General features: G+C 59.0%; 20 protein-coding genes, 1 pseudogene and 1 other annotated feature. Of the genes and pseudogenes, 9 read left to right on the top strand and 12 right to left on the bottom strand.

The features are described 5' to 3' along the window. The first annotated feature begins 6 nt into the window (after nt 1–6). The 4 genes from I6L33_RS19575 to I6L33_RS19590 all read left to right on the top strand — a co-directional run bounded on the left by I6L33_RS19575 (nt 7) and on the right by I6L33_RS19590 (nt 5,852). A complete protein-coding gene (locus I6L33_RS19575) occupies nt 7–939 on the top strand; it encodes a diguanylate cyclase (RefSeq protein ID WP_216973161.1) in 933 nt (310 codons plus the stop codon). 186 nt (nt 940–1,125) lie between these two features. Next, complete coding sequence (locus tag I6L33_RS19580) at nt 1,126–4,380, top strand: transporter substrate-binding domain-containing protein (protein ID WP_216973162.1); 3,255 nt, start codon at nt 1,126–1,128, stop codon at nt 4,378–4,380. A gap of 187 nt (nt 4,381–4,567) precedes the next feature. Beyond that, nucleotides 4,568–5,245: a Crp/Fnr family transcriptional regulator gene (locus I6L33_RS19585; RefSeq protein WP_216973163.1), complete on the top strand. Its 678-nt coding sequence runs from the start codon at nt 4,568–4,570 to the stop codon at nt 5,243–5,245. Nucleotides 5,246–5,312: 67 nt separating this feature from the next. Next, nucleotides 5,313–5,852, top strand: coding sequence for a hypothetical protein (locus I6L33_RS19590; protein WP_216973164.1), 540 nt, complete (start codon nt 5,313–5,315; stop codon nt 5,850–5,852). A gap of 53 nt (nt 5,853–5,905) precedes the next feature. Here the strand turns inward: I6L33_RS19590 and tsgA are convergent, their stop codons facing one another. The 3 genes from tsgA to I6L33_RS19605 all read right to left on the bottom strand — a co-directional run bounded on the left by tsgA (nt 5,906) and on the right by I6L33_RS19605 (nt 8,493). After that, on the bottom strand, nt 5,906–7,069 hold the full coding sequence (gene tsgA / locus I6L33_RS19595; RefSeq protein WP_095592317.1) for an MFS transporter TsgA: 1,164 nt from the start codon (nt 7,067–7,069) through the stop codon (nt 5,906–5,908). A 53-nt stretch (nt 7,070–7,122) separates the two neighbouring features. Next, nucleotides 7,123–7,824: a purine-nucleoside phosphorylase gene (gene deoD / locus I6L33_RS19600; RefSeq protein WP_005303072.1), complete on the bottom strand. Its 702-nt coding sequence runs from the start codon at nt 7,822–7,824 to the stop codon at nt 7,123–7,125. Between the two features lie 288 nt (nt 7,825–8,112). Then, nucleotides 8,113–8,493, bottom strand: coding sequence for a hypothetical protein (locus tag I6L33_RS19605; protein WP_216973165.1), 381 nt, complete (start codon nt 8,491–8,493; stop codon nt 8,113–8,115). Between the two features lie 636 nt (nt 8,494–9,129). Here I6L33_RS19605 and I6L33_RS19610 point away from each other — a divergent pair. Together I6L33_RS19610 and I6L33_RS19615 are read left to right on the top strand one after the other, a co-directional pair. Then, on the top strand, nt 9,130–10,941 hold the full coding sequence (locus tag I6L33_RS19610; protein ID WP_216973166.1) for a hypothetical protein: 1,812 nt from the start codon (nt 9,130–9,132) through the stop codon (nt 10,939–10,941). Between the two features lie 3 nt (nt 10,942–10,944). After that, nucleotides 10,945–11,214 carry a hypothetical protein gene (locus I6L33_RS19615; RefSeq protein ID WP_216973167.1) on the top strand — a complete coding sequence of 90 codons (270 nt, stop codon included), beginning with the start codon at nt 10,945–10,947 and terminating at the stop codon, nt 11,212–11,214. 373 nt (nt 11,215–11,587) lie between these two features. Here the strand turns inward: I6L33_RS19615 and I6L33_RS19620 are convergent. Next, nucleotides 11,588–11,728: pseudogene (locus I6L33_RS19620) on the bottom strand (threonine synthase); the annotation flags it as partial. A 10-nt stretch (nt 11,729–11,738) separates the two neighbouring features. Continuing rightward, nucleotides 11,739–13,334, bottom strand: a complete 1,596-nt coding sequence (locus I6L33_RS19625) for an ATP-binding cassette domain-containing protein (protein ID WP_216973169.1) — start codon at nt 13,332–13,334, stop codon at nt 11,739–11,741. Nucleotides 13,335–13,740: 406 nt separating this feature from the next. Between I6L33_RS19625 and I6L33_RS19630 the strand changes: the two genes are divergently transcribed. Next, nucleotides 13,741–14,643, top strand: a complete 903-nt coding sequence (locus I6L33_RS19630; RefSeq protein WP_216973170.1) for a hypothetical protein — start codon at nt 13,741–13,743, stop codon at nt 14,641–14,643. A gap of 113 nt (nt 14,644–14,756) precedes the next feature. On the opposite strand, the gene I6L33_RS19635 is transcribed toward I6L33_RS19630, so the two are convergent. The 6 genes from I6L33_RS19635 to I6L33_RS19660 all read right to left on the bottom strand — a co-directional run bounded on the left by I6L33_RS19635 (nt 14,757) and on the right by I6L33_RS19660 (nt 21,519). Next, complete coding sequence (locus tag I6L33_RS19635; protein WP_017784809.1) at nt 14,757–15,005, bottom strand: hypothetical protein; 249 nt, start codon at nt 15,003–15,005, stop codon at nt 14,757–14,759. Nucleotides 15,006–15,327: 322 nt separating this feature from the next. Next, entirely contained in the window at nt 15,328–15,744 is a 417-nt protein-coding gene (locus tag I6L33_RS19640) for an SgcJ/EcaC family oxidoreductase (RefSeq protein ID WP_216973171.1), read from the bottom strand. A gap of 94 nt (nt 15,745–15,838) precedes the next feature. After that, on the bottom strand, nt 15,839–17,113 hold the full coding sequence (gene thrC, locus I6L33_RS19645) for a threonine synthase (RefSeq protein WP_216973172.1): 1,275 nt from the start codon (nt 17,111–17,113) through the stop codon (nt 15,839–15,841). Next, nucleotides 17,110–18,090 carry a homoserine kinase gene (gene thrB, locus I6L33_RS19650; RefSeq protein WP_216973173.1) on the bottom strand — a complete coding sequence of 327 codons (981 nt, stop codon included), beginning with the start codon at nt 18,088–18,090 and terminating at the stop codon, nt 17,110–17,112. The genes thrC and thrB overlap by 4 nt, the downstream gene beginning before the upstream one ends. 2 nt (nt 18,091–18,092) lie before the next feature. Further along, nucleotides 18,093–20,552 (bottom strand): bifunctional aspartate kinase/homoserine dehydrogenase I, encoded by a 2,460-nt coding sequence (thrA, locus tag I6L33_RS19655; protein WP_216973174.1) that lies wholly within the window; start codon nt 20,550–20,552, stop codon nt 18,093–18,095. A 68-nt stretch (nt 20,553–20,620) separates the two neighbouring features. Continuing rightward, nucleotides 20,621–20,754, bottom strand: a sequence feature (Thr leader region). Between the two features lie 72 nt (nt 20,755–20,826). Then, entirely contained in the window at nt 20,827–21,519 is a 693-nt protein-coding gene (locus tag I6L33_RS19660) for a tRNA/rRNA methyltransferase (RefSeq protein WP_216973175.1), read from the bottom strand. Nucleotides 21,520–21,714: 195 nt separating this feature from the next. On the opposite strand from I6L33_RS19660, the gene aceK reads away from it, so the two are divergent. Continuing rightward, entirely contained in the window at nt 21,715–23,442 is a 1,728-nt protein-coding gene (gene aceK, locus I6L33_RS19665) for a bifunctional isocitrate dehydrogenase kinase/phosphatase (RefSeq protein ID WP_042009064.1), read from the top strand. Between the two features lie 109 nt (nt 23,443–23,551). On the opposite strand, the gene I6L33_RS19670 is transcribed toward aceK, so the two are convergent. Continuing rightward, nucleotides 23,552–23,950 carry an META domain-containing protein gene (locus tag I6L33_RS19670; protein WP_010633332.1) on the bottom strand — a complete coding sequence of 133 codons (399 nt, stop codon included), beginning with the start codon at nt 23,948–23,950 and terminating at the stop codon, nt 23,552–23,554. A gap of 172 nt (nt 23,951–24,122) precedes the next feature. Here I6L33_RS19670 and I6L33_RS19675 point away from each other — a divergent pair, with 172 nt between their 5' ends. Then, the gene (locus I6L33_RS19675; RefSeq protein ID WP_123245596.1) at nt 24,123–24,599 is read left to right on the top strand and encodes a hypothetical protein; all 477 of its coding nucleotides are present in this window, start codon (nt 24,123–24,125) and stop codon (nt 24,597–24,599) included. Nucleotide 24,600: the final 1 nt, after the last annotated feature.

The raw sequence follows: 24,600 nt of genomic DNA on the forward strand, positions 1-24,600 counted from the left end.
CCCAAGATGGTCCCCTGGAACCTGCCCACCAACCGTCGCCCCAAACTGCTGATCGTCGATGATCAGGCGATCAACATCAGGTTGCTGCACCAGCTCTTTCGCGAAGAGTGCGAGATCTTCATGGCGACCAGCGGGGAGCAGGCTCTCACCCTCTGCCGCAGCCTGCTGCCCGACCTTGTCTTGCTGGACGTCATCATGGACGGCATGAGCGGCCACGAAGTCTGCCAGCAACTCAAGGCGGATCCCGACACCCGGGACATTCCCGTCATCTTCGTCACGGCCCAGCAGGAGGAGACGGACGAAGAGTACGGTTTGTCCCTCGGTGCGGTGGATTTCATCAGCAAGCCCATCAGCCCCAACATCGTCAGGGCCAGGGTGAAGGCCCACATCACCCTCAAGCTGCAGGGGGACTTGCTGCGCAACCTGGCCATGCTCGACGGCCTCACCGGCATACCGAACCGGCGCCAGTTCGATGATGAGCTGATGCGGCAGTGGCGCCAGGGTTGCCGGGACAACACCCCCCTCTCCCTCATCATGCTCGATGTCGATTACTTCAAGCGCTACAACGACCGCTATGGCCATCAGGCCGGCGATCACTGCCTGCAGGCCATCGCCGCCGTGCTGGCCGAGCGGCTGGGCAGGCCGCACGATCTGGTGGCCCGCTACGGCGGCGAGGAGTTTGCCTGCGTGCTGCCCAACACCCCCCTGGCCAGCGCCGTCCATCTCGCCGACAGCATGTGCAGCGCCGTGCGCGAGCTGGCCATCGAGCACCTCGCCTCAGAGGTGGCCAGGGTGGTAACCATCTCCCTTGGCGTGGTCTGTGCCATCCCCAGCCAGACCGGCACGCCGCAACAGCTGCTGGAGGCGGCCGACCGCCAGCTCTACCGGGCCAAAGAGGCAGGACGGGCCAGAGTCGCCGCCGATGGCGAGAGTGTGTGAGTCCTCTGCCGTGCCTGCCCCAGTCCAAATCAGGAGTAAGAGCAGGCCGCTGGCGAGTCCCGCCCCGCCAGCAGCCTTGCCGTTTGCACTGACAAACTGCTGATTAAAGGTTCATTGTGCGCCGCTCTTCGGTAGAATCGCCGCTTTCGATCACCATCCAACCGGCGGGAGGGGCACAATCTGGCAATGAACCTGATCCGACCCCTGCTGCTGCTCTGCCTGCTGCTGCCCCTCTGCGCCCAGGCGCTCACCCTGCACAGTCGCCCCTACCTGCAAAGCCCCCCGGCGCCCGCCAGCACGGCTGACCAGCCCTGGCTCGCCGAAATGACGGCGCTGCGGGTCGGCGTGCTGCGCCACGACTATCGCCCGTTCGCCATGATCGGGCCCGATGATCACTTCGAGGGGATCGCCGCCGACTACCTCGACATCCTGGCCAGGGCGCTGCAAAAACCGGTGAAACTGCGGGCATTCAACGACACGCGCAGCGCGCTGGCGGCGCTGCGGGCCGGGGATCTCGACCTCGTCAACCTCGGCAACCTCAACCTCGGCGCGGCCGAACAGGCGGGCATCGCCCTCAGCCGGCGCTATTTCAGCAGTGCCCCCGTCTTCTCGGCCCTCGCTGCCGAACAGGGGCCGCTGCTGCTGCCGGGCCAGCGGGTCGCCACCGTGCGGGGCTACGTGAACGAGGCCGCCTTCAAGCGCTACTACCCGGATCTGGTACTGGTCAACTACCCCTCCAACGTGGCGGCCTTCGATGCGGTCTTCTTCGGCCACGAGCCGCTGCTGCTAAGCGACCCCCACTCCCTGCACTACCTCAACAGCGAGCGCTTCGACAAGATCCGCCAGCGCAGCCAGGCGCAGCCCGCCATTGCGGCGGACGGCTTTCGCTTCGCGGTGTCGGCCGCTCACCCCGGCTTGCTGGCCCTGCTCGACCAGACCCTGGAGGGGGTGAGCGACGTCACCCGCAGCCTCATCTTCAACCAGTGGAACGGCCCCATCCGCGACATCATCGAGCGCCCCGGCGATCTCTACAGCCGCGAGGAGCGCGCCTGGCTCGCCAGCGCCGGTCCGGTGAAGGTGTGGCTGATGGACGACCTCTACCCCTACGGGGTGCGCGACTACGACAACCAGCTCACCGGCATGTCGGTGGAGATGCTGGAGAAGATCAGCAAACGCTCCGGTCTGCGCTTCGAGTTCGTCAGTTACGGCTCGGAACAGGCGCGCAAGGAGGCCCTGCTCAGGGGGGAGCTGGATCTCATCGGCGCCATCTCCCGCCCGGTGGCCGAGGGCTACCGGCTGCGCCCCTCCCTGCCCTACGCCACCGACGACATCTATGTGCTGGTGGCCCGCAAAGGGGATTCCTTAAACGGCGATCTGGCACAGCTCGCCGGCAAACAGGTGGGCAGCACCATCTACAACCCCATCGCCAGAGGACTTGGCGACAGCCAGGTGAGCTTTCTGGAGAGCGCCGACGAGGCGATGGAGGCGGTCAACGAGGGGCGCCTCGATGCCGCCATCGTGCCGCTCTATTTTGCCCAGCATGCGGTGGAAGGGGGGCGACTCCAGCAGATCCGCATCGCCGGCCCCGCCGACGACCAGCCCATCCGGATGGGCTTTGCAGGCCTCTCCGCCAACCGGATGCTGATGGACATCATCGACAAGACCATCCTCTCCATCGCCCCCAACGAGCTGGCGATGATGAGTTACCAGTGGCGCAACCGCAAACTGCCGGCCCCCACCTTCATGGAGCGCAACGCCCCCTATTTCTACCTGCTGCTGGCGGGGCTGTGCGCCGTCGCCCTGCTGCTGTTTTACCGCAACCGCATGCTCAACCGGCTGGCCCGCTCGGAGCAGGCCTCCCGCCGCCAGCTGGAGGAGCACGTGCGCTTCATCGAGGCGCTCGGCGAGAGCCTGCCCCACCCCATAGTGGTGCGCGACAAGGGGGGCAAGGTGATCCTCTGCAACAGCAAGTACCTGGCCACCCTCAACGCCCCCATCGAGCGGGTGCTCGGCACCTCGTTTGCCGAGGGGCTCAAGGGGCTGCTCGGCGCCGAGGCCATCGCCGCTCTGGAGCAGGATTTTCAGCAGGTGCTGCGAAGCGGCAGCCCCATACTGTCGGATCGCATCTTCAGCCAGCGCGGCCCGCGCCAGTTCGTCTACCACTGGATGGTGCCCTATTTTGACTATCGCGGTGCCATCAGCGGGGTGATCAACGGCTGGATCGACATCACCGAGCGCAAGACCATGGAGGAGGCGCTGCGCCGCGCCAAGGAGCAGGCCGACCGCGCCAGCCGGGCCAAGAGCGACTTTCTGGCCACCATGAGCCACGAGATCCGCACCCCCATGAACGCCATCCTCGGCATGCTGGAGCTGGCGAGCCAGGATCCCGCCCTCGCCCGCCACACCGGCGAGCAGCTGCGCATCGCCTCCGAATCCGCCAACGGCCTGCTCGATCTCATCGGCGACGTACTGGATATCTCCAGCATCGAAGCGGGCCAGCTGACGCTGGCCCCCGAGCCGTGCGAGCTGGCGCCCCTGCTCCACTCGGTGGCCCGCGCCTGCAAGGGGATGGCCGAGCAGAAGGGGCTTGGCTACCGGGTCGAGTTGCCCCCCCTGCCGCGAGTGCTCATCGACCCGCTGCGCCTGCGCCAGATTGTCTTCAACCTGCTCGGCAACGCCATCAAGTTCACCGAGCGGGGGGAGGTGAGCCTGCAGGCCAGCCTCACGGGGAGCGCGGAGCAGCCGCTGCTGCACCTCATCATCCGCGACAGCGGGGTGGGCATCGCCCCCGACAAGCTGCCCGGGCTGTTCAGCCCCTTCTACCGCGCCCACGACCCCTACCAGTTCGCCGGCACCGGCCTTGGCCTCAATATCGCCCGCATGCTGTGCCAGCTGATGGGGGGCAAGATAGCGGTCAGCAGCGAGCTTGGCAGCGGCACCGAGCTCAGGATCCGGCTGCCCCTCACCCCGCTGGCCGCCCCCCACGAGCCCCTCGACGCCGCGTCGCCGCCGGCCGGGCCACTGCTTGTGCCCTCCCCCCGGCCGGTTGCGGCAACCCGGCTGCGGGTGCTGGTGGTGGACGACAACCACGCCAACCAGGTGCTGCTGCGCCAGCAGCTAAAGCACCTGGGCCACGAGGTGAGCGTGCGCGGCAACGGCGCCGAGGCGCTGCAGGCCAGCCAGAGCCAGCCCTTCGATCTCGTCATCACCGACTGCCAGATGCCGCTGATGGATGGCTTCGAGCTGACCCGCCGCCTGCGCGCCCGCGGCCACACCCAGCCCATCTGGGGCTTTACCGCCCACGCCACAGCGCGCGAGCGGGAACTCTGCCTGGCCGCCGGCATGGACGAGTGCCTCTACAAGCCCATCGGCCTGGCCCGGCTGCGCACGGCCCTCGCCAGCCTCGAGCAGACCAATGCCGGCGCCCTGAGCCCGGTCTGATTATCTGGGCCGGATGGCGCGGGGCAGTGCTCCAACCGTATCCGCTCCAGCCGTGTCCACCCCAGTCCTGCCAGCCCGATCCCCGTCACACCTTCGCATGCCAGTGCCGACCCTCGGCCTCTCTAGACTGGAGTCTGCCAGCGGCAGGGTGTGTAATAGCCGTTTGTTTTCAGCAGGCGCGCACATCATGCAACTCAAACCCCTTCTCAAGGGGCGCTTTCAGCCCCACTGGCAAGCCGGCCACGATCTCATCGAACAGGTGGTCAGCTCCTGCATCACGGAGCGGCGCCTGATCCCCGAGGGGGAGCCCCTGATGCGCCAGGGCGAACCGCTACGGGATCTGGTGCTGGTCAAGAGCGGCCGTATCGCCATGGGCCACACCGCCATGAATGGCCGCCGCTTTCAGCTCGGCACCCTGGAGTGCGACCACCAGCTGTTCGGCGAGATGGAGTTCTTCACCGGCTATCGCTGCCAGCTCGACATCATCGCCGAGGAGCCACTGGCGGTGGCCCGCATCGACGGCGAACAGCTGGAGCAGGCGCTGGTCGCCCACCCCAGGGTGGCACTCTTCTTTGCCACCGCCATTGCCATCGACTATCAGGACACGGTGGATATCTTCACCTGCCGCATGCTCTACCCCATCAGCTACAACATCGCCCTCGACCTCTACCACAGCCACTGCCACCACAACCCGGTGAGCGGTTTTCGCAAGGGGTATCAGGAGGCGGAACGCTTCGGCACCACGGACAGGGTCTACCGACGGGCGGTGAAAGAGCTGATGGATAAAGGACTGGTGGAGCGCGGTGAGGAGGGGTTGCAGATCCGCGATCTGGCGGGGCTCAAGGCCTTTCTGGAGCAGCTTTAACAGATTACCAGTTGATTGAAAAATCACCGACTCAGTTCACTTTACAAGCCGACTAATGAGAGGCTCTATGAACAATAAGACTGAAGACTACGCTGAACGTATTTCTAAAATGCCTAAAGATAAGGTTCAGATAATGCGTACGAATGCAGCACATAAAGGCCGTGAAGATATTGTGGCCCTATGCATTACCCGTCTTATGGAATTAGAAAAAATGGAACGTCTCACATTACGTGAGAAGGATTGGGAACCGGGCTGTATTGAGGATTTGATTCTTAAGGTACACGAGCGTTATGAGGCAGTAAAAAGCATGCAACTTGGTCGTAGGTTTGTGGCTACCCGAACCAGGCCAATGTTTGAACGTTGGGGAATTGTAGGCACAGCTGAAAGAACCGTCATTAAAGGTGCCTCTGGTGGTTTTGAGGCACTGGTTCGAGAAGGGGAAGCATCTTCAACATGGGAAGCCGTAATTGCTGCTTTTCCACATCATTTTAGTAAAGAAGCCTGTGTGGCTGCACATGAACGGCTTAATTACTTTCTTACACCAGATCAGATTGGCTCCATTATTAACGAACTCCGTGATGAATCAGAACGGCTCAAAAGAAAATAACTAACACAAAGAGGGGCGGTTTATACCGCCCCTCTTGCTGTTTACTCCCCCGCTCAGGCGAGACAGGGCTGAGGGCGGGCCATGCGCAGCGACGCCACCAGCATGGCGAGGATCACGCCGTAGATAAGCGGGATGGCGTACATTACCGCCTGCAGGCCGATCACCTGCTCGAACATGGCGCTGATGGCCGGGCTGAACATGGCTCCCGCGCTGCCGCTGATGAGGATATAAGAGACATTTTTGCTCGATGCCTGGCGCACAAACGACACCCCGTAGGCGATAAAAGCGTTGTAGAGCGCCGCACAGACAAAGCCGTAACCGTAGGTGAGGTATGGCAGCTGGCTCAGGTTGTCGGTGGTGACGATAAGCGCCGTCATCCCCATCGCCAGCGTGATGATCACCAGCAGGAAGGTGCGGATCGCGATGCGGGTCACGATTGCGGTGGAGACCAGCGCGCCAAGCAGGGCCGCCGTCCAGTACTGGGTGATGATATTGCCCGCCTCCTCGAAGGGGATGCCAAACTTGTTCTTCACGAACATGGGCGCCCAGGTGAGGAAGGTGTAGAGCGCCAGCATGCCGAGAAAAAGCCCCAGCCCGCCGCTGATGATGCCGAGGTTCCACTCCGAGTGCTCGTTGCCGGCACTCTCGCCGCCCGCCTCGCAGCTGCGAAAGTTGGTCAGCACCGCCACCAGCATGGTTGCCAGCGCCACCACGCCCACCGCCAGATAGCTCCAGCTCCACGCCATGGCGTGAGTCAGGGTGTAGGTAGTGACAAGCGGAAAGACCACCCCAGCCACGTTGAAGGTGGCATCCTGCACCACCAGCATGGTGCTCTGCATCCGCGCCTGCCAGACGCTCACCACCAGGGTCCCTGCAATGCAGAGCCCCACCCCGCCGCACAGGCCGATCACCGTCATGGCCGCCATCACTACATAGAGCGAACCGGTCAGATGGAGCGCGGCCGCCGCCAGCGCGATCAGGCCGTAGCAGATCAGCGTCATCCGCTTGAGCCCCACCTTCTCGATGAGGAAGAAGGCGGCAATGGTGCCCGCCAGCGCCCCGCCGTTGAGCAGGGAGAAGATGGAGGCCACCTGATTGACGTCGGCGCCGAACTTGGCGGCGATGGGGTCGATCAGCATGCCGAACTGGGTCGCAAAACCGGCCATCACGAAGTTGGCCAGGAAGCTGATGGCAGTGAGGGAGAGCTTATTGTTCATATTGGATCTCTCTTGGGGTCAGGGTGCGTGCAGAGTTGGGCGGGCTGCGGCGCTTACAGCGCGGTGTGCAACGCCAGCTCGATCATCTGGTTGAAGGAGAGCTGCCGCTCTTCGGCAGTAGTCTCTTCACCGGTCAGGCAGTGGTCGGAGACAGTCAGGATGGCGAGCGCCTCGATCCCCTGCTGATGGGCCAGCCCGTAGAGACCGGCCACCTCCATGTCGATGCCGAGCACGCCGAACTTCTCCAGCGCCGGAATCAGGTTTTCGTCCGGATCGTAATAGAGATCGCCGGTGAAGATATTGCCCACCTTGACCGGAATCGCCTTCTCCTGCGCCTTGGTAAAGGCCTTGTGCAGCAGGGCGAAGTCGGCCGAGGTAGCCATCTGGTAACCGGCGCTGCGCTTGGCATTGGTCGGGGAGTCGGTGCCCGCCGCCTGCGCCAGGATCACGTCACGCATCTGCACGTGGCGCTGGGTCGCCCCCAGACTGCCGATGCGGATGATCCGCTTGACCCCGAAGTCGTTCACCAGCTCGTGGGCGTAGAGCACCATGGAGGGGATCCCCATGCCGTGGCCCATCACCGAGATACGCTGGCCGTTGTAGTAGCCGGTGTAGCCCAGCATATTGCGCACATTGGTCACCTCGCGCGCATCGGTCAGAAAGGTCTCGGCGATATAGCGAGCCCGCAGCGGGTCCCCCGGCATGATGACGGTCTCGGCGAAATCGCCCGGGTTGGCATTGATATGAGCTGTCATTATTGTTGTGCTCCAGTTTGACTCGTGTGGATGAGGGCATCCTAGCCCCCGTCCCCTCGGCCCTTGCAGGACAAAAGTCCTGTTGCCCCGATCGAGATCCCAGTTCCGGCAACTTCTCCAGGGCCACCCCCGCTTGCCCCCCCTTCGCCGCCGCTTGTCGCCCCTGAATCAGCCCTACCCTTGCGGCCAGCGCTGCATCGCCCGCTCAGCGATAACGCCCCTGTGCCCACCCCAAAAAGCGCGGGGGGCCTGCTGGCCCCCCGCGAACACACCGGATAAGAAAACCCCTTACTTGGCGGCGCTATCCTTCACGCACTTCTGGACAAAGCTGTTCTTGGCCGCGCCGGCCAGCTTCTTGTCGGCCGCCGCCTTCTCGCACTTGGCCGCAGGATCCATCGCCGCGCCTGTCTTCACGCACTTCTGGATAAAGCTGTTCTTGGCCGCACCGGCCAGCTTCTTGTCGGCCGCCGCCTTCTCGCACTCGCCGGTCGCGGAGCCGGCGGCATCTTTCACGCACTTGCCGACAAAGCTGGTCTTGGCGGCGCCGTTAAGCTTTTTGGCCGCGGCCTGCGCCTCGCACTGCAACTGGGCTGCGTCGTTGGCAAAGACTGGATTGGCCAGCAACACGCTGCCGCAGAGCAGGCCGAACAGGATGGCAATACGCTTCATATGACGTTCCTTATTGTGATGTGTTGGCATGGTGACCCGTTTGCATGATGATCTGATTGCAAGTAACTGTGATGACAACAGCTGATTGTTGCCGCAGATCCCCCGCCTTGCCAGCCAGGGCCACGGAGCACAGGGCACCATAGCCGCACTATAGCGCCGATTGGCTGAGCGGGATTCTCCCCGGCCAGCTCAGTCTCAACAGCAAGCCAGACCCCTCTTCTCCACGACGCTCGCCAACCCCAATAAAATCAAGGGCCATGGGAATCCTGTGCCCACTCCGTGCGATTTGTTGAGCAAGCGCAAAAAAGGCGATTTTTCTGATAGTTACGTCATTTTTTGACTGGTACGGCCAGATTCGATTGGCTTAACATAGCCATCCGGTGCCTATTGCTGCGATGGGCTGCTGCCCTTGCTGGTTAATAGAGCATATTGGAAGCTGTAATCCACGGGCGGTAGCGTGGGTTTATGCCATTGTCAATGAATAAATTGAACACATCAAAACAATGTTATTCACGTCTTGTAAAAATTCATGAGCCGTCATGTAAATCAATAACACTGACAATGTGAAACACAACCATCTTTAATATCATACATCCCTGTATACACTCTATAACTATTCATAATCAGCATCACAATATGAAACTAAAAGATTTTATACATAATTTATTTCCAAACGTCACATCTATAAACAATCAAGATTTGAGATTTGTTTTACCATACTATACCACCTTAAACAAATCACTAAACTCAAATTTTTTAGATACGAATGATGACAATGTAAACAATATAAGTCAAATAATTTCATGGCCAACAAATATATTTATCGTACTACACACAATACTTGAATTTACAGATAAATATAGATTGATTGTATCTCCGCAAGATGACTTCTCTTGGAAAAGAGATGACCGCGACAAGGTTATATTATTAGCCAGCGAGTGGAATACACTATTAAAATATCAATTAACACCTGATAAAGATGAAAATAATAATGAAATACCTTTTAGTTCGACTCTATCAAGATACAGAAATTTACTTGAAACAATAAAGAGTGTTTTTAATCCAACAAACTTTGACTCTTGCATATATCAACTTTTTGATAATAACCATCAATTTATAAAGTCATTTTTCTTATTATTTTTTTCAATCGATGAAGCATTCTCCTCTTACAATCTAGTCAATAAAAAAGAGCATAAAGAGGCAATATATTGGCATGTAACTTTGAGACGCCTAAACAGCCTTAAAAGAAACATTGAAAATGGAAATAAAAACCCAGCGTTTAACCTCTCTGATTCTGAAAATAAATTTGGGGTCGTAACAATAAAGACAAACACTCCTCAGTCAGGCTTAACCATAAATAATCTCACCCACAATTTGACAACAATAAAACCATCAGTAAAACCAATTGTGGAACATCATTCAAATGAAAGCAATCCGACATCAAACTTTAACATCCTATTTTTGCCATGGCCATTGGAAATAGAAGATAATTTTTTCAGGCCAGCCAAGACAAATCATGATCTTGATGATTATTTTGGTTTTTTCGATTATATCCCTACAAAAGACCCCTCTTGCAACCATTTAATGTCAATTATAGACTCTGCAATTAAAAGAGTTGGAAATATAGACGCTATAGTTTTACCTGAGTGTTCACTAAGCGAAAAAACATTTTCTTCTTACAAAAAAGCTTTAGAAAGTCGCTTCGGAAAAGATGCACCATGCCTTATCTCTGGTGTATATGGAGAAAATAATAAAAACTCTGTATACATTACACACTCAGCAACCGGTTATGATGAACTATCAACAAAAGAACAAGCTAAACATCACAGATGGTTTTTAGATAAAAATCAACTGCAATCATACAACCTTGCAGGAACTTTAAGCCCCTACAAAAAGTGGTGGGAGAATATTAATATAAATAGAAGACAACTCATATCTTTACATTTTGAAAATGGAATTCATTTATGCCCACTTATTTGTGAAGATCTAGCGAGACAAGAGCCTGTCGCACAAGCAGTTAGATCAATAGGACCAAACTTAGTTGTTAGTTTGCTATTAGATGGCCCACAATTACCCCATCGTTGGCCTGGTAAATATGCAGCCGTTTTGTCCGATGATCCCGGCTCATCAGTATTAACTGTTACAGCGTTAGGGATGACAACTCGTTCAACTGGATTGGGTCATCCACCAAGTAGAGCTGTCGCATTATGGAGTGAACCAGGAAAATCTGCAGAAACAATATTATTAGATGATGATTGTCACGGCATAATAATAAATACATCTATTGGCTGTCAAGATGAATGGACATTAGATGGGAGAAAGAAATCAAAGTATATAATAAGGAAGCATCACCACTACTCTATCAAGTTTGAAAAAACCTCGCGTTATGATATAATAAGAAGATGGTATAGAGACAGCGTTATAAACATACAACGAAAAAGGAAATGATACATGAAACTAAATTTTGACGAAAGACAGTTTCTAACGTCTTTATCCTACTCGTTGCTTAATGAGCCTAACTTTGCCACTAGTATTTACACCTCGGCTGTAAACTCAAAAAAATATAACACGCCAATTATAAAAGAGCTTGAATATATATTTAAAAACCCCACAGCAACTTTGTGTGGCGACTATAATGGAAGAAAAGAATTTTTAATGCGTGAAATAGGAAAGATTAAGGATAAAGAAGTGCGTAACATATTTGAGGCGGCATTAAAATAAATATATTTCATATTAATTTTAACACAACTACCCTACATCACTACTTTCTCTACCAATCTGCCTGTACAGATATAGTTATCATCTGACACCGGCCTCAAACCGGAATCTAGTTTACATTATTTTTAGTCCATTCTTAAACATGGTGTAAATAAAAAGCCTCTCAATATCATCTAGCCCAGATATGGCTGTTGGATTTTGTAGTGTTTCATATAGTTGCCCAGATAATCCTAGTACCAGAATTATCTCAGCCAGATAGTTATCCGCTTATCAAACAGCAGTTAGAACTTGGAGTTATCCATTTTTAATCCAGAAAATAAAAATCCCCCGTCACCGGGGGATTTTTTATTTCTATCGGTTATCTCAGCTCAGCGGCTTAGCCCACCAAAAACGCCCTTAACCGGGCAAATTCGGCAGGCAGGTTGTGGGACAAGAGTGGCAGCACGGCGTGCTTGGCCAGCGGGCCGGGCAGCGTCACGTCCAGCCCCAGGCTCTCGTCCACCGGCACCTTGAACTTGTGCAGAGGCTTATACGCTTTTCACCGTCAGCTTCTCCCCCTCCAACCAATACTCCCTTTCAATCCCCACCCCGGCTACAAAGTCGGGATCGTGGGAGACCAGCAGCAGGGTGCCTGGGTAGTCTCCCAGCACCTGAGTGAGCAGCTGGCGCGAGGGGTGATCCAGATGGTTGTCCGGCTCGTCCAGCAGCAACAGGTCGGGCAGTTGCGCCAGCACCATCAAGAGACCCAGTTTTAGCCGCTCGCCGCCGCTCAGACCATGACAGGGCATCAGGGCGCGATTGCCGCGCAGTGCTATGCCCGCCAACCGGGCTCTTGCGTCGCTCTCGCAAAGTGTCGGCGCCGCTGCCAGCAGGTTGGCCAGCGGGCTGAGGTCTCGCGCAATCAGGCTAAGCCCCTGATCAAGGCAGGCCGTCCGGCCATTGATGCGAAAGCTGCCTACCTCGGGTACCAACTCCCCACGCAGCATCTGCAGCAGACTCGACTTGCCGCTGCCGTTGCCACCGGCCAACAGACAGCGAGCCCCCCGTTGCAGCACCAGATCTACCTGCTGATCGTGCCAGCGCCTGTGGCGCGCCGCCGTGATCACCAGCGGCTGGGTCGCCCCCTTGCGATCGCTTTTCGCCGGCCACTGCATGACAAGCGGCTGTACCGCCGCCAGCGCGGCCGCCGCTTCCGCGCGCGCCTCCACCTGGGCACTGTGGCCCCGCTCGTGGCGATCCAGCACCTTGCCAAGGGATTTGCCTGCCTGTTCCGCTTTGAAATCGAGCAGGATCTTGGCTTGGGAGCCGCGCTCACGCCGCCCCTGACTGGCCCGCCTGGCCGCCTGTTCGCGCACCTTTTGCACGCTGCGTGCCGCCGCCGTTTCACGGCGCTCCGCCTGTGCCAGCCGGGCGCTGCGGGCAGCCTGCAGCTCGGTCTGCTGCGCCAAGAACGCCTCAAACGAGAGGCTGGCACTCTGCAGCCCCTGCTCGCCCAGCTCCAGAATCTGGCTGGCCTGATTGAGCAGGCGCCGGTCGTGACTTACCAGCAGATAGCCACCACTGTGGCTGGCCAATCGCTGGCTCAGCCACGCGATGCCACTGGCATCCAGGTGGTTGTCCGGCTCATCGAGCAGCAGAAAGTGAGCAGGCCTCGCAAACAGCGCCAACAGGCGCAAACGGGTGAGCTGGCCGCCGCTCAGGGTGCTGACCGGGGCATGGGCATCGAGTCTGAGGCCCGCCTCTGCCAGCAGGTCGGCAAGATCGCTGCGCAGGTGCCAGCGATCAGCCAGCCGCTCGAAATCGTCCAGGGCGCAGCTCCCCTGCTCGATGCGCTCAAGGGCCCGCAGCGGCTCGCCCCAGCCGATCACGTCGGCCACGCTGGCTCCGTCGGCATAATCCTGCGCGGGCGCAAACTGGGACAACCAGCCGATGGGGGTCAACCACTCAATCTTGCCGGAAGCCGCGCGGCGCTGGCCCGCCAGCAGTTCGAGCAGCAGGCTCTTGCCGATGCCGTTGCGGCCGATCAGGGTGCAGCCCGCAGCGGGCAGAGTGAAGGTAAGGGGCACAGTGCAGGCGACGAAGGGCAGCTGCAAGGCGTTGATATGACATGCGATATGGGTCATCTGAACTCCTGTGGGCCAGTGCGGGAGCCGCAGGCCAAGAGCCAAGCCAAATGACAGGGACACGTGTCCACAAATGGGAAAACAGCAGAGGAATCAGCATCAACCTGTCACGGTAAGACGCACCCGATCTCCCTAGCGGGAGAGGAATCAACAGCGGGGTGCGGACAGGTTAAATGCGCATCGGAGGAAGTACTCATATATCAAAGGAGCCAAGAGGCTAACCCGGCATATGCGAGCAGGTCAACACACATCATCTGGCTCAGATCCTGTTGCCGATCAATCTCAGTCGCAATAAAGGCTCGTACGAAAACCACCTCTAGAGAGATAGTTCAATATCCATATGGAGCACAACTAACGGATGACATGATCTAGAATGTGCGCTCTTTTTTATTCGGGATTCGATTATATGAAACGCGCTTTCTTCGCCGCTCTGACCATGCTGGCTGCACCTGCCATGGCCGAACAGACCATTGCCCACCACTTCGCCACACTGGAATACCAGCGGATCATCGATGGCTGCCAGATGTATCGCCTCAATACCCCGCAAGGCGCGACCCTGCTGTTCGGACACAACTTCAATGACACCGGCGTCAATGCGGAGGGAGGCGCCTCTGCCGGTACCATGGACCTCTACTCCTACATGTATTCGGACCCGAAATATCGCAGCTACTCCCTGCGGAGCACCAATAATCTCTATCAGCCCTCCACCAGCGACTCTTATACCTTTATGACCCTCTCCGTCGGGGCCGGTAGATCCCCCGACAACTTCATGTTGTCCCAGCGCAAGAACATCGAACGGGCGACCTCTTACTCCAGCGGCGATACCCAGCTCTCGATGCATTTCTACGATGGACAGGATCAGCCGAAATATGACAAGGCGATGCCGAAATATCTCTCGCTGTGCGGCAGCAATATTGCCTCCTTCGAGCCATTAACCAGCCTTAGACTGCGCATCGCCAGCTCCACCATCAAGGTGCAGTACCCAAGATTCAACCAGCCTGCCGGGATCAAGGCCAGCAATGATCTGGTCAGCGAAGTCCAGCTCGCCTGGAGCAATGCCGACAACAGCGCCATCACGACCCGTCAACATAAATACACCCGCATCTCCCGTGCCGAGAAACTCGACAAGCCGCAAGATCAGAAGTTTGTCGAACTGGCCAAACTTGGCATCAACGACGACCGCTATATCGACATCAATGGCGACCAGAACCCTCTGATCCCGGGCAAGGAGTATGTCTATCAGGTGCAGTACTGCGACGGTTACGACTTCTGCGAAGCGAGCCCTCAAGTGATTGGCAAAGCCAACTAAGCAGCCCGCTATCGAAGCAATAAAAATCCCCCGCGCTCGGGGGATTTTTATTTCCTGTTTATCCTGGTTGGCGGGCCACTGTCTGCGCCGGGGGCAGGGGGCGGCGTTGACCATCAACGGTTCTTGAGTGCCTCCACCCGGGCGATCAGGATGGCCATAAAGCCGGAGATAATGATCAACCCGACGCTGACAGGCAGCACAGAGACGGCGTAAGGAACAAAAATAGCGCCACCGACCAGAGAATCCGAGAAGATGCTCAAGGGCAGCGGCAACAAGATTAACAGCGCGATATAAACCAGCACCCTGGCGATCACCAGAGGGGTCTTAAGGGATTGCGTTACGACTTTTCGGTACGGCCACATGATGGTTTGCTCCCTGATCCGTTATTATCCGGCCATCGGCCGCGCCCCTAGAAAGGCGTATCGGCCTTGTTCGTCCATGATGGCTTCATGCAGCACCCTGATTAACAGCCACCGAGCGGCTGGTCAAGAGACTCCCCATCGGCGGCCTTTTCCCACGATTTTTATTCTTCTGCGCGCCGCCACTATGGCGGAGAAAACCTGCAACAAACCGGCGCTGCACCACAGCAACCTCTAACAAGTGTTTCTATATCAGCAGCTTGTTGATTGCCTGCCATTCGGGGGCTTGTAGCAGCCCCCGCTCTGGGATAGCCCCTGGGAGCGTTCAGGCAGAAGGCGCGAGGTCCGCCGCAGCCAGCAGCGCAGTGCCATAGGAGTTGTCTATGGTGCAGCGCCACTGCCCATCGGCTTCTTTGCGAAACACATAGGTGGCGCATCGGGTTTCCTCAGTCAGGCTCCCCTGACCATCGGGGTAATTGAGCCGGGTCTCCATGATCACCAGCGCATTGTCGGCCCCCTCGATCACCTCCATGGCGCCCTGCTCCACCTTGAGCTGCCCCTGAAAGTAATCCGAGATGGCGGTAAAGGCGCGGCGGATAGCGGGAATGCCGCGCACCACCATGCCGGGCTTGACCACCAGGGCGGCGTCCTCGGCGTAGAAGGCCATCAAGGCGTCGAAGTCGCGCCGGGAGATGGCGGCGTCGCAGGTCTCGATGAGAGTTCGAAGGGGATGCTGACTCATCTTCACTCCTTATAGGGGGCGGCTTGCCCGCCCTGTCATGAATAGAAAGCAACGGATAGAAAAATCCCCCGGGGTCGGGGGATTGGCAATCAACTTAACCGAGCAGGAAGGCCCTTAGCGGGGCAAACTCCGCCGGCAGGTTGTGGGACAAGAGCGGCAGCACGGCGTGCTTGGCGAGCGGCCCCGGCAGCGGCACGTCCAGCCCCAGGATCTCGTCCACCGACTCCTTGAACTTGGCCGGATGGGCGGTGCAGAGGAACACCCCCACTTCGTCCTCGGCCAGCTGTTCACCCAGCAGATCCCAGGCAATGGCGCCGTGGGGCTCGCACAGGTAATCCAGCTGGTGCAGGCGTTTCAGCGCATCACGGGTCTGGGCATCGTCACGCATGCCTGACCCCAGGGTCTCCAGCGCCCAGCCTTTGCGACGGCACAGCTCTTCTACTCGCGGCCAGTTGTTGGGGCGGCTCACATCCATGGCATTCGACAGGGTTGCCACTGTCTGGTGCGGCTCCCACTGACCGGTTTTCAGGTAGCGCGGTACGGTATCGTTGGCGTTGGTGGCAGCGATAAAGCGCTTCACCGGCAGCCCCAGCGCTTTGGCGATTAAGCCTGCGGTGAGGTTACCGAAGTTGCCGGACGGCACGCTGATGACCGCCTTGGCGCGATCGGCTTTCGGCAGCTGGGCCAGCGCCTCGAAGTAGTAGCAAACCTGGGCCAGCAAGCGGCTGATGTTGATGGAGTTGGCGGAGTTCAGACCAATCGCCTTTTTCAGCGCCTCGTCATCGAAGGACTGCTTCACCAGCGCCTGGCAAGCATCGAAGTCGCCGTCGATGGCGATGGTGCGGATGTTGCCACCCAAGGTACAGAACAGCGCCTCCTGCAGCGGGCTTATCTTGCCCTTCGGGTAGAGGATCACCACCTCGATCCCCTCCAGCCCGTAGAAGGCGTGGGCCACGGCGGCGCCGGTGTCGCCGGAGGTGGCGGTGAGTATGGTGATCTTGTCGTTGGTTCTGAACGCAGCCAAACACTGGGCCATAAAGCGGCCACCGAAGTCCTTGAACGCCAGAGTCGGGCCGTGGAACAGTTCAAGGGCATAGGTGCCATCTTTCAATTTCACCAGCGGCGCCGGGAAGGTAAAGGCGGCACTGACCAGCTCATGCACTTTGGCCGCGGCCACTTCGTCCCCCAGCAGGTGGCTGAGGATGCGGGCGGAGCGCTCCACCAGCGGCAGATCGAGCAAGGCATCCACATCGGCCAACGGCTCAAGCTGCTCGGGGAAGAACAGACCCTGCTCGCGGCCCAGACCCTGACGCACCGCCTGGGCGAAGCTCACCTGTTCACTCTTGTCCTTGATATTGTAAAGATTCATAGCTCGCTTCCTGTTACCCGTGCCCCGGCCATGTCGAGTTTGCAAACCCGGGCAAATCCATCTTCGTTCTGCACGAAATGTGCATCCATCCAATCTTTCATCCGCTCGGCCTGGGCCAGATCCTTCATCACCACGAACACGCTGGGACCGGAGCCCGAGATGCCGGTGGCCAGCGCCCCGTTCTGGGCGGCCTGGGCTCGCACCTCGTTAAAGCCTTCAATGAGCGCCGCGCGGTAGGGCTCGGCAATCACGTCTTTGAGTACACTCGCCGCCAGCCCCTCCTGCCCGGTGTAGCTGGCGTGCACGAAGGCGGCCAGCCGGCGGCCATAGGTGAGGCAATCCTGGCGGCGATACTGGGCCGGCAGAATGGCGCGGGCGGCAGCGGTGGAGACCACTGTGCCCGGGTAGCAGACCACCCAGTACCACTCGTCAAACACCGGAATACCCTGGCTGATGACGCCGTGCTCTTCCAGCACCAGCTGCATGCCGCCCAGATAGCAGGGGGCGACGTTGTCGTAGTGGACGGAGCCGGAGATCTTGCCCTCCATCTCCCCCATCAGCAGCAGCAATTCGTGTTCATTGAGGGGGGCGCCGTGAAAGGCGTTGAGGCCTTCGAGTGCCGCCACCACGCTGCAGGCGCTGGAACCCAGACCCGAGCCCACCGGCAGGTTCTTCTCCAGCACCATTTCGAGCGGCTTGAGACCAAGGCCGCGCTTCTCCAGCGCCTCGCCATAGGCGAGCCAGCAGTCATGGAGGATGTTCTTTTTCGGGTCAGCCGGCAACTTGTGGGCGTAGCGGCCCACGGCTGAGAGGGCAAACGGCACATCGGCTGCCTTGACCTGGACGCGATCCCCCAGCAGAGAGCCATCCACGGGGGCGAGCGCCGCCCCCAGTACATCGAATCCCACGCTCAGGTTGGCGCTGGAGGCGGGAGCATAGGCCACCACGCTGCCGCTCTGGTACATGTCTGAACTCATGCTTACAACTCCTGCTTCCAGTTCTGGGTGCGCAGCACGTCGGCAAAGACGCCCGCGGCGGTCACTTCGGTACCGGCGCCATAGCCGCGCAGTACCAGCGGGATCGGCTGGTAGTAGGTAGAGAAGAAGGCGAGCGCGTTCTCCCCATCTTTGACCTTGAACAGCGGCTCGTCGGCACCGACCGCCTTGATGGCGACCTTGCACTTGCCACCCTCGATGGAACCCACGTAGCGTAGCACCTTGCCCTGAGCTTGGGCGGCCGCGAACTGGTCGCGGAACCAGCCGTCGGCCTCGGGCAGGCGGGCCATAAAGGCTTCCACGTCGCCGCTCACATCAAAGCCCGGCGGCAGTGCCTGTTCTACCTCGACATCGGAGAGCTCCAGCGCCATGCCGGCCTCGCGAGCCAGAATGAGCAGCTTGCGGGCCACGTCCATGCCGTTGAGGTCGTCGCGCGGATCCGGCTCGGTAAAGCCGTTGCCGCGGGCAATCTTGGTGGCATCGGAGAAGGCCATCCCCTCGTCCAACTTGCCGAAGATAAAGGAGAGTGAACCGGAGAGCACACCGTCGAAGGCGCGCAGCTTGTCGCCGGCCTTGATCAGGTTCTGCAGGTTCTCGATGACCGGCAGGCCAGCGCCCACGTTGGTCTCGTACAGGAATTTGCGACGAGTCTGGCGGGCGGTGCGGCGCAGCGCCTTGTAGTAATCGAGCGACCCGGTGTTGGCCTTCTTGTTCGGGGTGACCACGTGGAAACCGGCGGCGAGGAAGTCGGCATACTGCACGGCGATGGCCTCGCTGGAGGTGCAATCGACGATCACCGGGTTGATGAGGTGACTCTCCTCCACCAGCTTCTTCACCGCTTCCAGGCTGAAGCTGTCGCGGGCTTCCACCAGCTGTTCACGCCAGTTGGCGAGGTTCAGCCCATCCTTGTTGACCGCCATCTGGCGGCTGTTGGCGATGCCCACCACCCGCAGGCCAGTGCCCTGCTCGGCCAATACCGGCTGCTGGCGGGCAATCTGATCCACCAGGGCTGCGCCGACACCGCCGACGCCGACCACGAAGAGATCGATGAACTGCTGGCTGCCGAAGAAGTTCTGGTGGCAGGCCTTGATGGCTTCGGCCACCTTGCGATCCCGCACCACCGCAGAGATGGAGCGCTCGCTCGAGCCCTGAGCGATGGCGACGATGTTGATGGAGGCTTGCGCCAGCGAGGTGAAGAAGCGGGCAGCCATCCCCTTGCTGGTACGCATGCCATCACCGATGAGGGAGATGATGGCGAGATCCTGCATGATCTCCAGCGGGTCCAGCAGCTGGTTCTTGAATTCGAGCTCGAACTCGCGCTCCAGCACCTTGCGGGTCTTGTCGCAGTCATAGCTGTGGATACAGAAGCTGACGCTGTACTCGGAGGATGACTGGGTGATGAGGACGATGCTGACCCCGGCGCGGGAGACGGCGGAGAAGATACGGCCGGCCATGCCCACCATGCCCTTCATGCCGGGGCCGGAGACGTTGAACATACACATGCCGGAGAGATCCGAGATGGCCTTCACCTTGAGGTCGTCATCCCCCTGCTCGACGCCGATAAGCGTCCCCGGCCCCTGCGGGTTGAAGCTGTTCTTGATCAGGCAGGGAATGTGGAACTGGGCCACCGGCGCGATGGTTTTCGGATGCAGTACCTTGGCACCGAAGTAGGAGAGCTCCATCGCCTCCTTGTAGGAGAGGGTTTTCAGCAGATAGGCGTCCGGCACCAGGCGCGGGTCGCAGTTGTAGCAGCCCTCGACATCGGTCCAGATCTCGCAGCACTCGGCATCGACGCAGGCGGCCAGCACGGCGGCAGAGTAGTCGGAGCCGTTACGGCCCAGCAGCACGGTTTCGCCCTTGTCGCTGCCACCAGTGAAGCCCGGCATCAGATAAAGACAGTCGGAGCGCAGGCCCTTGGCGGCGAAGCGCAGGCGGGAGGCTTCGATGTCGACGTGAGCTTCGAGGTAGCCGCCGTCGGTCACCAGCAGCGCTTCCGGCACAATGACGTCCAGCTCGAGGCCACGCACCCGCAGCAGCTCGTGCATGAAGGCGATGGAGAGGTTCTCGCCCCGGCTCAGGATGCGAGCCTGCACGTTGTCCGGGCAGAGCCCCAGCAAGCGGATGCCCTGCATCAGCCGCTCCACCTGATCCAGTTCGCTGGTGAGACGGGCCTGCAGCGCCTTGTCATCCAGCGCCGGATAGGCGGCCTTCAAGCCGGCCAGCAGGCGGGAGAAGATGCCGTTGATCTCGAACAGGGTGCTGCTGGCATCCATGCCGCGGCTGGTCTGCTCCACCAGCGCCACCAGGTGGTTGGTCACCTTGGCCGGTGCCGACAGCACCAGGGCAACCTGGGATTGGCCGTGGGTATTCACCGCGATATCGGCGACCCGTAAAAAACGCTCTGCATCGGCCAGTGACGACCCGCCAAACTTCAACACTCTCATCGCTATCTCCCTGTATTCCCTGCAAATTGATCCGCTAATCGGTCTGAAAACTGTCTGAAAACAACCCAACAAAAAAGGCCCGTACTGGGTGGGTACGGGCCTTTTTCTGATTTCTGTGCTTGTTCGTCAGCGCATCAACCGGCCCCAGTGCCACCTGTGGTGGTACCGGTAATAATGGTGGTGGTGATGATGACGCTGGTGAATAACTGCATGACGAACACTCTTGAACGAAGCTGGCTTTTAGCAATACCGCGCCGGGCGCCGGGCTGTCAACCTAAACCTCTTTGCCAAGTTTGCGGGCAAGGTCTTTGCAGAGCAGATGGAGCATGTTCAAATCCCGCTGCTGCAGCATGGGCACTCGGTCCATCACCCATTGATGCAGTTTTTCATCCTGCGAAACACCGAGATCGCCAAGAATTTCTGCTGTTTTGCTTTTCAGCACCCGAACCTGTCCGGCGTTATCAACTTTTTCTGCTAGCACCTCGGGTTCATCGAGCAACTGGCTCAGCTCGTAGGCGTACAGCATGATCGCCTGGCCCAGGTTCAGGGAGGGGTAGCTCACCTTGAGCGGCAGGTAACTGATGAGATCGACCTGGGCCAGCTGCTCGTTGGAGAGGCCCGACTCCTCGCAACCAAACACGATGGCCACCTTCTCCAGGGAAGGCTTGGCCTTGATCTGGTCACGGATCTCGGCCGGAGTGAGGTAGTGCTGATAACGGCCGCGCTGGCGGGCAGTGGTGGCTACCACCAGATCCATGTCGGCCAGCGCCTCCTCCAGGGTGTCGAACGCCTCGGCCTGGGTCAGGATCTCCTGTGCACCGTGGGCCACCCAGCTCGCCTCCTCCTCTTCGTGCACCCGGCTGGCCACCAGTCGCATGGCATCAAAGCCCATGGTTTTCATGGCGCGGGCGGCGGCGCCCACGTTGGCAGGGCGGGCGGGGGCCACCAGCACAAAATAGAGTTTCATCGGGTCTTCTCCTGGGCAGGGCCGAACGTGCAAACCACAGCGGAACGTCGGCAAAACAGGGGCGCAATCTACCGTTTTCACCCGAAAATTGCCACTTGAACAGACGTTTGAATGTTGCCATAGTGGCCAGGAATGTGGACAAATTGCAGCCAATCCCAGGCGCCATCGGCCCGACAGATCACAAGGAAGAAAGAGATGCAGCAGCCATTGGAACAGGCCGTCGCCGAGACGATTCTGCAACGCTTCGAGTCGTTTTACAGTCGGTTTCTCGAAATCACCCAGGGCAGCAAGAGCCGTTTTGAAAACAGCGACTGGCTGGGGGTACAGCTGGCGGGGCGCGAGCGCATCCGCCTCTATGACCACCACGTGGGGGCGACGGCTGGCTCCATTCGCCAGATGATGGGAGAACACCACGCCACCCAGGAGCTGCTCAAGCGGGTCAAGGGGGCCTTCAGCGACCTGCTGCCCAAGTGCGAGAACTTCGAGGTGGCGGAGTCCTTCTTCAACTCCGTCTACCGCCGCATCTTTCGTCATCGCAACATCCGCGACGAAAACCTCTACATCCACCCCTTCGTCAGCCGCGGTGACAAGCCCGATCTGAGCGCATTGCTGCGCATCTATCGCACCGATCTCGCCCACCTGCCGCAGACTCTGAGCCAGCTGCTCGGGGATTACAGCTTCACCCTGCCCTATGAGGACAAACAGCGGGATATTGTCGATATCCATCGTCATCTTGCCGAGAACGGCCCGCATATTCTGCACGATGAGCCTTTCGCCATCGAACTATTGAGAGAGGTCTTCTACCGCAACAAGGGGGCCTATCTGGTGGGGCTGATCCGGGCAAGGGAGCAGGTCTTTCCCTTCATCCTGCCCCTGCTCAGCACCGGCCAGAGCATCTATGTGGATACCGTCATCTTCGAGCCGGATCTCGCCTCCATCGTGTTTGGCTTCGCCCGCGCCTATTTCATGGTCTATGCCCCGGTGCCGGCGCTGTTCGTCGCCTTCTTGCGCCAGATCATGCCCCACAAGCCGGACTACGAGATCTACAACGCCATCGGCTGCCAGAAGCACGGCAAGACCGAGCTCTATCGCCACTATCAGCACCATCTGGCCCAGAGTCGCGAGCAGTTCGTCATCGCGCCGGGCATCAAGGGAATGGTGATGAGCGTGTTCACCCTCCCCTCCTACGACGTTGTGTTCAAGGTGATCAAGGACGAGTTCACCCCCCCCAAGGACGTGAGCCACGAGCAGGTGAAGGCGAAGTACCGGCTGGTAAAGCAGCACGACCGGGTGGGGCGGATGGCCGATACCCAGGAGTTCACCAACTTCGAGTTTCCCCTCGATCGCATCTCGCCGGAGCTGCTGGCCGAGCTCAAGGCGGTGGCCCCCTCTGCGCTCACCATCACCGCCGACAAGCTGGTGATCAAGCACCTCTACACAGAGCGCAAGATGATCCCGCTCAACCTCTATCTGGACAAGGCGGACGAACAGCAGACCCGGCTCGCGCTGGAGGAGTACGGCAACGCCATCAAGCAGCTGGCGGCGGCCAACATCTTCCCGGGGGACATGCTGTTCAAGAACTTCGGCGTCACCCGCCACGGCCGGGTGGTGTTCTACGACTACGACGAGATCTGCTACATGACGGAGTGCAACTTCCGCCAGATCCCGCCACCGCGCTATCCCGAGGACGAATGGAGCGCCGAGCCCTGGTATTCGGTCGCCCCCAACGACATCTTCCCCGAGGAGTTCGCCACCTTCCTGCTGCAAAAGCCGCAGGTGCGCGAGATCATGCTGGCGCTGCACAAGGAGATGTTCGACGCCAACTACTGGAAGATGCTGCAGAGCAACATCAAGGAGGGGGTGTTCGAGGATGTCTATCCCTACCGGCGCAAGAAGCGCTTCAAGTTCCAGCGCGGTGGCTAACCGATCCGCGCCCGTTGCAAAAGGGAGTGCAAATAGCAAAAGGGACGCCGTGGCGTCCCTTTCTGCATCCGGCTGCGTGCACTACGACAGCCTCTGACAAAAACCTCAGTTACTTGGCGGCAGGCATGGCATCGAAGGTGAGCAGTGCCGCCTTGTTGGCGTCGCTCAGCACCAGCTGCTGGCCGCTGATCTGGAAGCTCGCCACTTTCTCCAGCGTCTGCAGGTAGAGCATCTCCTTGCCGGCCAGCTCGCCCATGCACATCATGCGGGTCGAGCCCATGGGCCCCAGTGCCAGTACGCCGTCACCCTGCTGGGTGATGCTGCCGAAATAGCGGTTGCAGCCGCCTTTGCCCGCCACCTTGTCACCGGCGACTTGCAGGGTAAAGGTGTCGCCGCTCGCCCCTTGCAGTTGCCAGGTGGAGGCTTGCAGTTGTGTCAGTTTGGAACCAGTGGCCATGGCGCAGCCCCCCAGGGCCAGCGCGGCCAGCAGAGTCAGTTTCTTGTTCATGGATTCACCTCTCGATATCAGCGAAATAGGGGAAGAAACAGGATGATGGGGGCCTGTGTATCATGAGAGCGGAGCAAATCAAAACTGTTTTATTGTGATCGGGGTTCCCTTTACTAACAGCTGGCATGTGCCATGCTTGTATTCCTGTTCCGGACCCAGGGAGGGGAAAAGAATGGTCAAATCATCCGTCATCGCACTCGTCTCATGCCTCAGCCTCACCGCCCAGGCCGCCGACTGGGATTTCCTCAAGAACGACACCGACAGCCAGCTCTACGTCAAAAGCTACTCAGGCGTGCTGCTCGGCAGTCAGACTCATCACAACGACAGTTTCGATCTCTGGCTCATCAATACCGGCTATCAATATCCGCTGCACGATGGCGTCAGCCTCTACATGGAAGCAGGCCCTGCCATCGGCCCCAGCAGCGAGCAATCCGGTTACAACCTGAGCTCGGGGGTGCGCTATCAGCTCTCCCCCATGCTCAACATCGGCAGCCAGCTCAAACAGCTGGAGGTGAACAAGCCCAGCACCTTGCTGGAGCTCAACACCAGCCTGCTGCTGACCCCGCAGCTGGCCATCACCGCCAACTACGGCGTCAGCGCCTTTCGCGCCGAACAATCCCTCAGCGTCGGGGTCGGCTTCAACTTCTAGC

Origin of the sequence: Aeromonas sp. FDAARGOS 1403, assembly GCF_019047325.1 — a bacterium.
GTDB classification, from domain to species: Bacteria; Pseudomonadota; Gammaproteobacteria; order Enterobacterales; family Aeromonadaceae; genus Aeromonas; species Aeromonas dhakensis.

Coding starts and splice junctions, on each gene's coding strand:
- I6L33_RS19590 (WP_216973164.1), top strand. CDS start 5,313: ATGAACAATAAGACTGAAGACTACGCTGAACGTATTTCTAAAATGCCT.
- thrA (WP_216973174.1), bottom strand. CDS start 20,552: ATGAGAGTGTTGAAGTTTGGCGGGTCGTCACTGGCCGATGCAGAGCGT.
- thrC (WP_216973172.1), bottom strand. CDS start 17,113: ATGAATCTTTACAATATCAAGGACAAGAGTGAACAGGTGAGCTTCGCC.
- I6L33_RS19675 (WP_123245596.1), top strand. CDS start 24,123: ATGGTCAAATCATCCGTCATCGCACTCGTCTCATGCCTCAGCCTCACC.
- I6L33_RS19670 (WP_010633332.1), bottom strand. CDS start 23,950: ATGAACAAGAAACTGACTCTGCTGGCCGCGCTGGCCCTGGGGGGCTGC.
- I6L33_RS19580 (WP_216973162.1), top strand. CDS start 1,126: ATGAACCTGATCCGACCCCTGCTGCTGCTCTGCCTGCTGCTGCCCCTC.
- deoD (WP_005303072.1), bottom strand. CDS start 7,824: ATGACAGCTCATATCAATGCCAACCCGGGCGATTTCGCCGAGACCGTC.
- I6L33_RS19615 (WP_216973167.1), top strand. CDS start 10,945: ATGAAACTAAATTTTGACGAAAGACAGTTTCTAACGTCTTTATCCTAC.
- I6L33_RS19635 (WP_017784809.1), bottom strand. CDS start 15,005: ATGTGGCCGTACCGAAAAGTCGTAACGCAATCCCTTAAGACCCCTCTG.
- I6L33_RS19660 (WP_216973175.1), bottom strand. CDS start 21,519: ATGAAACTCTATTTTGTGCTGGTGGCCCCCGCCCGCCCTGCCAACGTG.
- I6L33_RS19640 (WP_216973171.1), bottom strand. CDS start 15,744: ATGAGTCAGCATCCCCTTCGAACTCTCATCGAGACCTGCGACGCCGCC.
- I6L33_RS19605 (WP_216973165.1), bottom strand. CDS start 8,493: ATGAAGCGTATTGCCATCCTGTTCGGCCTGCTCTGCGGCAGCGTGTTG.
- tsgA (WP_095592317.1), bottom strand. CDS start 7,069: ATGAACAATAAGCTCTCCCTCACTGCCATCAGCTTCCTGGCCAACTTC.
- thrB (WP_216973173.1), bottom strand. CDS start 18,090: ATGAGTTCAGACATGTACCAGAGCGGCAGCGTGGTGGCCTATGCTCCC.
- aceK (WP_042009064.1), top strand. CDS start 21,715: ATGCAGCAGCCATTGGAACAGGCCGTCGCCGAGACGATTCTGCAACGC.
- I6L33_RS19630 (WP_216973170.1), top strand. CDS start 13,741: ATGAAACGCGCTTTCTTCGCCGCTCTGACCATGCTGGCTGCACCTGCC.
- I6L33_RS19575 (WP_216973161.1), top strand. CDS start 7: ATGGTCCCCTGGAACCTGCCCACCAACCGTCGCCCCAAACTGCTGATC.
- I6L33_RS19610 (WP_216973166.1), top strand. CDS start 9,130: ATGAAACTAAAAGATTTTATACATAATTTATTTCCAAACGTCACATCT.
- I6L33_RS19585 (WP_216973163.1), top strand. CDS start 4,568: ATGCAACTCAAACCCCTTCTCAAGGGGCGCTTTCAGCCCCACTGGCAA.
- I6L33_RS19625 (WP_216973169.1), bottom strand. CDS start 13,334: ATGACCCATATCGCATGTCATATCAACGCCTTGCAGCTGCCCTTCGTC.